This window comes from Streptomyces sp. NPDC051172 (genome assembly GCF_040682555.1).
GTDB lineage: Bacteria > Actinomycetota > Actinomycetes > Streptomycetales > Streptomycetaceae > Streptomyces.
On sequence record NZ_JBFBBE010000159.1, the window covers coordinates 11,394 to 17,233 of the forward strand.

Genomic DNA, 5,840 nt, shown 5'->3' on the forward strand with positions numbered 1-5,840 from the left:
CTGCGGATACGCAGGCTTAACCGGAAACGCGGGCTTCACCGGATGCTCCGGAAACGCAGGCTTCACCGGATGCTCCGGAAACGCAGGCTTCACCGGATGCTCCGGATACGCGGGCTTCACCGGATGCTCCGGGAACGCAGGCTTCACCGGATGCTCCGGAAACGCAGGCTTCACCGGATGCTCCGGGAACGCAGGCTTGACGGGCTGCTGCGGATACGCAGGCTTAACCGGAAACGCGGGCTTCACCGGATGCTCCGGAAACGCAGGCTTCACCGGATGCTCCGGAAACGCAGGCTTCACCGGGTGGTCCGGGAACGCGGGCTTCACCGGATGCTGCGGGTATGCAGGTTTCTCTGGATACGCCGGCTTCACCGGATGCTGCGGATACTCAGGATTCCCCGGATGCGCCGGCGGTGCCGGGGACGGCGGGTGCGGGGTGGTGAGGTCCTGGGCGTAGGCGGTTCCTGCGTTCGACAGCGCGGCAGCGCCAAGGGCGGCAGCCATGACAGCTGGCGTCAGAACGGATCGCCATCGCGGCGATTTCGTCATCTTCTCCACTCTCCTCGACTCGGTTCGGGGCTTCATGACGGCCGGTCAGTACCAAGAGCCGGATAGTGGAATGATCAGAAAATCGGAGACATGAATAACGCTCTGGCGGCCATAAGCCACCGGATGGTGTAGCGCCCGGGAGGCCAGTTGGCCCGGCCGGCGGCGAGGGCCCGGCCCCAGACGGGTTCATGAGCCGGCCAGGTTCAGAAACCGACGGCCGCCGCTCCACCGGGTGCACCCCCGGGCGGCGTACATCGCCCCGCAAACAGCTCCAGACCGAGGAGAGAATTACCGCACTTGTCCGCTTTGATGCGTATAGTTCCTCAAAGGCGGCAAGCCCTGACCGCTACCTGACCCGCGGTCATCACCCCTCCGCTGCGCCCACCCCGGCCGCCCATGAGCAAGGAGCACCGAAGAGTGAAGCCTCAGCGGAAGAGCAGGCCGCGTGCCCTGGCCGCAGGCTCCGCGTTTGTCTCCGGCGCCTTGCTCCTGACGGCCTGCGGCTCGAGCAACAGTTCCGGGTCGCCCGACGGATCGTCCACGGCTGCCGCGCCGACCACGGCGGCCGCCAGCGGCGTCAAGTGCGGCAAGGCGGCCCAGGTGGCGGCTTCCGGCTCGACCGCGCAGGAGTTCGCGATGAAGTTCTGGATCAAGAACTACATGCGGGCCTGCCCCGGCACCCGGCTCGGCTACGAGGGCAACGGCTCCGGTGCCGGCCAGACCGATTTCCTGCAGGGCAAAACCGCCTTCGCGGGTTCCGACTCCGCACTGAGCGCCGCCCAGATCACGCAGTCGAAGAGCGTCTGCTCCAACGGCGGCCGGGCCGTCCACCTGCCGGCGGTCGGCGGCCCGATCGCCATCGGCTACAACCTGCCGGGCGTCACGAAATTGGTTCTGGACGCCACCACACTCGCCAAGGTCTTCGATGCCCGGATCACGAAGTGGAACGATCCGGCGATCGCGAAACTCAACCCCGGCGCCAAGCTGCCGTCAACGGCGATCCGGGCGTCTCACCGCTCCGATTCCTCCGGCACGACGGACAACTTCACCTCCTATCTGAGCGCCGCGGCGCCGAGCGCCTGGCCGCACGGGCACAGCAAGGATTGGAAGGCCAAGGGCGGCGATTCGGCCAAGAAGTCCTCGGGCCTCGTCGACCAGGTGAAGAAAACGGTGGGTTCGATCGGCTACGTCGAGCTGTCGTACGCGATCGCCCGAGACATCCCCACGGTCTCCATCGACACCGGCGCCGGCACTCCCGTCGACGCCAGTGTCTTCACGGCATCCAAGGCGATCTCCACCGCCAAGATTGCCGACGGCGGTGACGATCTCGTGCTCAGGCTCGACTACGCGACCAAGACCCCGGGCGCGTATCCGATCGCCATGGTCACGTACGAGATCGTCTGCGACAAGGGCAACAAGCCGGCCACGTGGCCGACAACCAAGGCGTTCCTGACGTACATCGCCGGCGTGCAGGGCCAGCAGGACCTGAGCTTCGAGGGCTATGCGACGCTCCCGGCCACCATCGTGAACCAGGTCCGGAGCAAGATCAACAGCCTGTCCTGACCCGACCGGACCACGAGGCTTCAGCCGCCCGCGGTCACGGCCTTGAGCTCCTCCAGTGACTCCCGCATCAACTGCGCCATCGTGCGTTCCTCGGCCGCCTCGACCCAGCGCTCGAAGCCGATCTTGAAGACGGCGACCCCCGCCTCGGCGGTCAGACTGGCGGCCGGCTCCGGAACGCCGCGTCGGCGCAGGGCGTCGGCGAGCGCCGCCGACAGCGAGGCGAGCTTGATCAGCTCGCGCTCCTGGAGTACCGCGTTCGCCACGATGACGGCGTGTCGCCGCCGGGCGTGTCCGTGACGGCCGATGAACACGGCGGAGACCGCCTCGAGGCCCGCAGCGACCGCGTCGATCGGGGCCGCGGACCGCGGAGCCTCGGCGACCGCGTTCACAAACAGCTCCTGCAACGCACTGGAACCGTCGAACAGCACCTCGCGCTTGTCGGCGTAGTGGCGGAAGAAGGTGCGCTCGGTGAGGCCGGCCCGTTTGGCGATCTCCGCCACCGTGGTCTGTTCGTAGCCGCGCTCGCCGTAGAGCTCCAACGCCGCTGTCGCCAGGCGTTCGCGCGCGTTCGGCTCCCATCTACCCATGAGCAGATCCTACGTGATGACAGTCCCTGACATCACGTGTTAGCGTCGATGACAGTCACTGACATCGACAGTTTGGGGCTCTCCCATGCGCATCTTCGTCACCGGCGCGTCCGGCTGGATCGGCTCCGCCCTCGTTCCCGAACTCCTGGACGCCGGGCATAGGGTCGTCGGGCTCGCCCGCTCCGACGCCTCTGCCGCCGCCCTCACCACCGCCGGTGCGGACGTGGTCCGCGGCACCGTCGACGACCTCGACGTCCTGGCCGGCGCCGCCGCCGCTTCGGACGGGGTGGTCCATCTCGCCTTCAAGCACGACCTCGCCTTCACCGGCGATTTCCAGGGCGCCGCCGAGGCCGACCGACGCGCCGTCGACACCCTCGGCGAGGCACTGGCCGGCACCGGCCGTCCCTTCGTCCTCGCCTCCGGGCTGGTCGGCCTCAAGCCGGGCCGGCTGTCGAGCGAGCGGGACATGCCCGCGGTCGACGGCTCGCCGGTGTCCATCCGGTCGGCCACCGCCACGGCGATGCTCGCGCTTGCCTCGCGCGGGGTGCGCTCGTCCGTGGTGCGACTGTCTCCGACCTGCCACGGCGAAGGAGACAACGGGTTCATGGCCACCCTGGTCGCCATCGCCCGGGACAAGGGTGTCTCCGGCTACATCGGCGACGGCGCCAACCGTTGGCCGGCCGCCCACCGTCTCGATGCCGCACGGCTGTTCCGCCTGGCGGTGGAGAAGGCCCCCGCGGGCACGGTGCTGCACGGTGTGGCGGAGGAAGGCGTCCCGATCCGCGACATCGCCGAGGTGATCGGCCGTCACCTCGATGTGCCGGTGGTCTCCGTGACTCCCGACGCCGCGGCGGAACACTTCGCCTGGCTGGGTCATTTCCTGGCACTCGACAGCCCGGCGTCCAGCACCCTGACCCGCGAACTCCTGGACTGGCAGCCCACCGGCCCCGGCCTCCTCGACGACCTCGACAAGGGCCACTACTTCCGCACCCCTGCCACCACCTCCTGACCCGGCGGACGTACCCGCGGCCGGCGGAAGAGGGGCCTGCACGCGCCGCAACCGGGCTGACCGCAGCCTGCCGGTGAGCCCGCCCGGGACACACTCCGATGCATGCCGGATCCTGATGTGTCGTACTTCTCGGGCCGTGACGGTGTGCGCCTGGCCTACCGGGAAGTGGGCCGCGGCAGACCGCTGGTGCTGCTGCACGGCATCACCGGGGACTCGACGCTGTGGCTGCGCCACGGCCATGCCGAGACGTTGCGGCAGGCGGACGCCGCGTGATCATGCCGGATCTCCGTGGGCACGGGCGGAGCGCCAAGCCTCATGACGCTGCCTGCCATCCGCCCGACGTCCTGGCCGAGGACGGCCTCGCGCTCCTCGACCACCTCGCGCTGGACGACTACGACCTCGGGGGATACTCGCTCGGAGCGCGCGTGGTGGTGAGGATGCTGGTGCGCGGCGCAACACCGGGGCGCGCGGTGGTCGCCGGCCAGGGGCTGCGTGAGGTGCTCGGTCTCGGCGGCGGGGCGGGATCATTTCTGCGGCGGGTCTTCGCAGGGGCGGGTTCTTTCGAGCCGGGCTCGCCGCAGAAGCAGGCCAGGCAGTGGCTCCGGTCCAGTGGCGCGGATCCGGTGGCCCTGCTGCACGTACTGGATTCGGTCGTCCCCACGCCGGTGGAGCCGCTCGGCCGCATCCAGGTGCCGACGCTCGTGGTGATCGGTGCCGATGACGAACGCGCCGCCACAGCCGACCAGTTGGCTGCGGCGCTGCCGCAGGGCACCAGCGCGGTGGTGCCCGGAGTTCACGGTACGGCGGTCGGTACGCAGGAACTCACCGCGGCGATCCTGGATTTCCTCGCTGATCATTGAGCGGTGGTCCGACGGGACGCCGGGCAGAACAGGGCGGAAGCCCAAGACGGTTCAGGCACGGACCAGTTCCAGCGACTGCTGCAGGTTGTGCTCGGCGATGCCCGCCATGGACGACCGGTCGGGGAAGGCGCCGTCGAGGAGCCGCAGCGGCCCCGCCGTCAGCGAGAGCCGCTGGGCCAGCAGGTACAGCGCGAGCCGGTGCTCGTCCAGTCCGTCGTCGGCCAACCACGCATAGGTGTCGTGCAGGCGGATCTGCAGGAAGACGTGCTCCCACTCGACGTCGAAGTACATCGTGCCCTCGATGTCGATCACCACCGGGTTCCCGTCCGGGCCCACCAGTACATGATCGGGGCCGAGTTCGCCGTGTACGACCGCGTACTGCGAGCGCGGCCGGACCGCCGCCGCCAGGTCCAGCAGCCGCTCCTCCAGTCGTTCGCGGGCCGCCGCGATCCGCGGGTCACGCGACGCCGCCTCGGCGAGGTCCCGCAGCGCCCGCTCCAGTACGACGTCCTCGCACGACGTCCCGCGTGACGTTCCGCCTGCTTCGACCACGGCCACCTTGCCGTAACCGGGCGCCCGGTGACGCCGCATCGCCTCCAACGACTCCTTGAGCCGGGCCATGACCGGGGCGGCCGCGCGGGGATCGCGTGCGAGGAGTTGCTCCAGGCTCTCGCCCGGGAGGTCCTCGACGATCGCCAGGTCGGCCGGGCAGTGGGAGCCGTCCCGGTCGACCAGTCGGATCGCCGGGACGCGGACGCCGAGCGCTTCCAGTCGCGTATGTGCGGCCTCGAACAGGTCGAGTCCGAGACCGGGCGAGAACGGGTCGGTGAGGTCGTCGTCGCCCTCGGCCGCCCGCCAGTAGTTCTCGGTGTCGTCCCACAGGTAGGCGATCGCGGTCGTCGCATCGTCCATCACCACGCGGTACACGCCCTTCTTGCTGCCGCCCGCGATCCGCTGAACCGCCTCCAGCCGCCGTCCGGCGCCGAGCGCGTCCCGCGCCGCACTCGCCAACTGCTCCCGCGTCGCTGCCCTGAGCTCCACGTCCCCGAACCGCCCCTTCGTCACGACAACCCCGGCACCATACGGGAGCAGCGATACGCAGGCGATGGGTTTGTTTCACCGGCGGTGGCAACGGAGTCGCCCCGTCACCGTCCGGGCCGAAGTGCGATCTCTCAACACCCAAGGCCGGGAAGTTAAGGCTGGCTGGGGCGCTGTCCAGGCGCGGGTGGGCGTGCTGGCCCTGCGGTGAATGACGAACGGGACCGCTGGTAG

The 5,840-nt window shown here is 69.5% G+C and carries 7 protein-coding genes and 1 pseudogene; 4 read left to right on the forward strand and 4 right to left on the reverse strand.

The annotated features are described in order from the left end of the window. Positions 1-558 (reverse strand): annotated as a pseudogene (locus tag AB0N07_RS45360) (hypothetical protein); the annotation flags it as partial. Positions 559-974: 416 nt separating this feature from the next. Continuing rightward, entirely contained in the window at positions 975-1,202 is a 228-nt protein-coding gene (locus tag AB0N07_RS45365; protein ID WP_365845863.1) for a hypothetical protein, read from the reverse strand. Here AB0N07_RS45365 and pstS point away from each other — a divergent pair. Continuing rightward, positions 1,186-2,112 (forward strand): phosphate ABC transporter substrate-binding protein PstS, encoded by a 927-nt coding sequence (gene pstS, locus AB0N07_RS45370; protein WP_365845865.1) that lies wholly within the window; start codon positions 1,186-1,188, stop codon positions 2,110-2,112. The genes AB0N07_RS45365 and pstS overlap by 17 nt on opposite strands. 20 nt (positions 2,113-2,132) lie before the next feature. On the opposite strand, the gene AB0N07_RS45375 is transcribed toward pstS, so the two are convergent. Next, entirely contained in the window at positions 2,133-2,699 is a 567-nt protein-coding gene (locus AB0N07_RS45375) for a helix-turn-helix domain-containing protein (protein WP_365845867.1), read from the reverse strand. An 85-nt stretch (positions 2,700-2,784) separates the two neighbouring features. Here AB0N07_RS45375 and AB0N07_RS45380 point away from each other — a divergent pair, with 85 nt between their 5' ends. The 3 genes from AB0N07_RS45380 to AB0N07_RS45390 all read left to right on the forward strand — a co-directional run bounded on the left by AB0N07_RS45380 (position 2,785) and on the right by AB0N07_RS45390 (position 4,568). Next, positions 2,785-3,708, forward strand: coding sequence for an SDR family oxidoreductase (locus AB0N07_RS45380; protein WP_365845869.1), 924 nt, complete (start codon positions 2,785-2,787; stop codon positions 3,706-3,708). 102 nt (positions 3,709-3,810) lie between these two features. Then, positions 3,811-3,981: a hypothetical protein gene (locus AB0N07_RS45385; RefSeq protein WP_365845871.1), complete on the forward strand. Its 171-nt coding sequence runs from the start codon at positions 3,811-3,813 to the stop codon at positions 3,979-3,981. Positions 3,982-3,983: 2 nt separating this feature from the next. Beyond that, complete coding sequence (locus AB0N07_RS45390) at positions 3,984-4,568, forward strand: alpha/beta fold hydrolase (protein WP_365845873.1); 585 nt, start codon at positions 3,984-3,986, stop codon at positions 4,566-4,568. 51 nt (positions 4,569-4,619) lie between these two features. Here AB0N07_RS45390 and AB0N07_RS45395 read toward each other — a convergent pair whose 3' ends face one another. After that, complete coding sequence (locus AB0N07_RS45395; RefSeq protein WP_365845875.1) at positions 4,620-5,495, reverse strand: phosphotransferase; 876 nt, start codon at positions 5,493-5,495, stop codon at positions 4,620-4,622. Between the last annotated feature and the right edge of the window lie 345 nt (positions 5,496-5,840).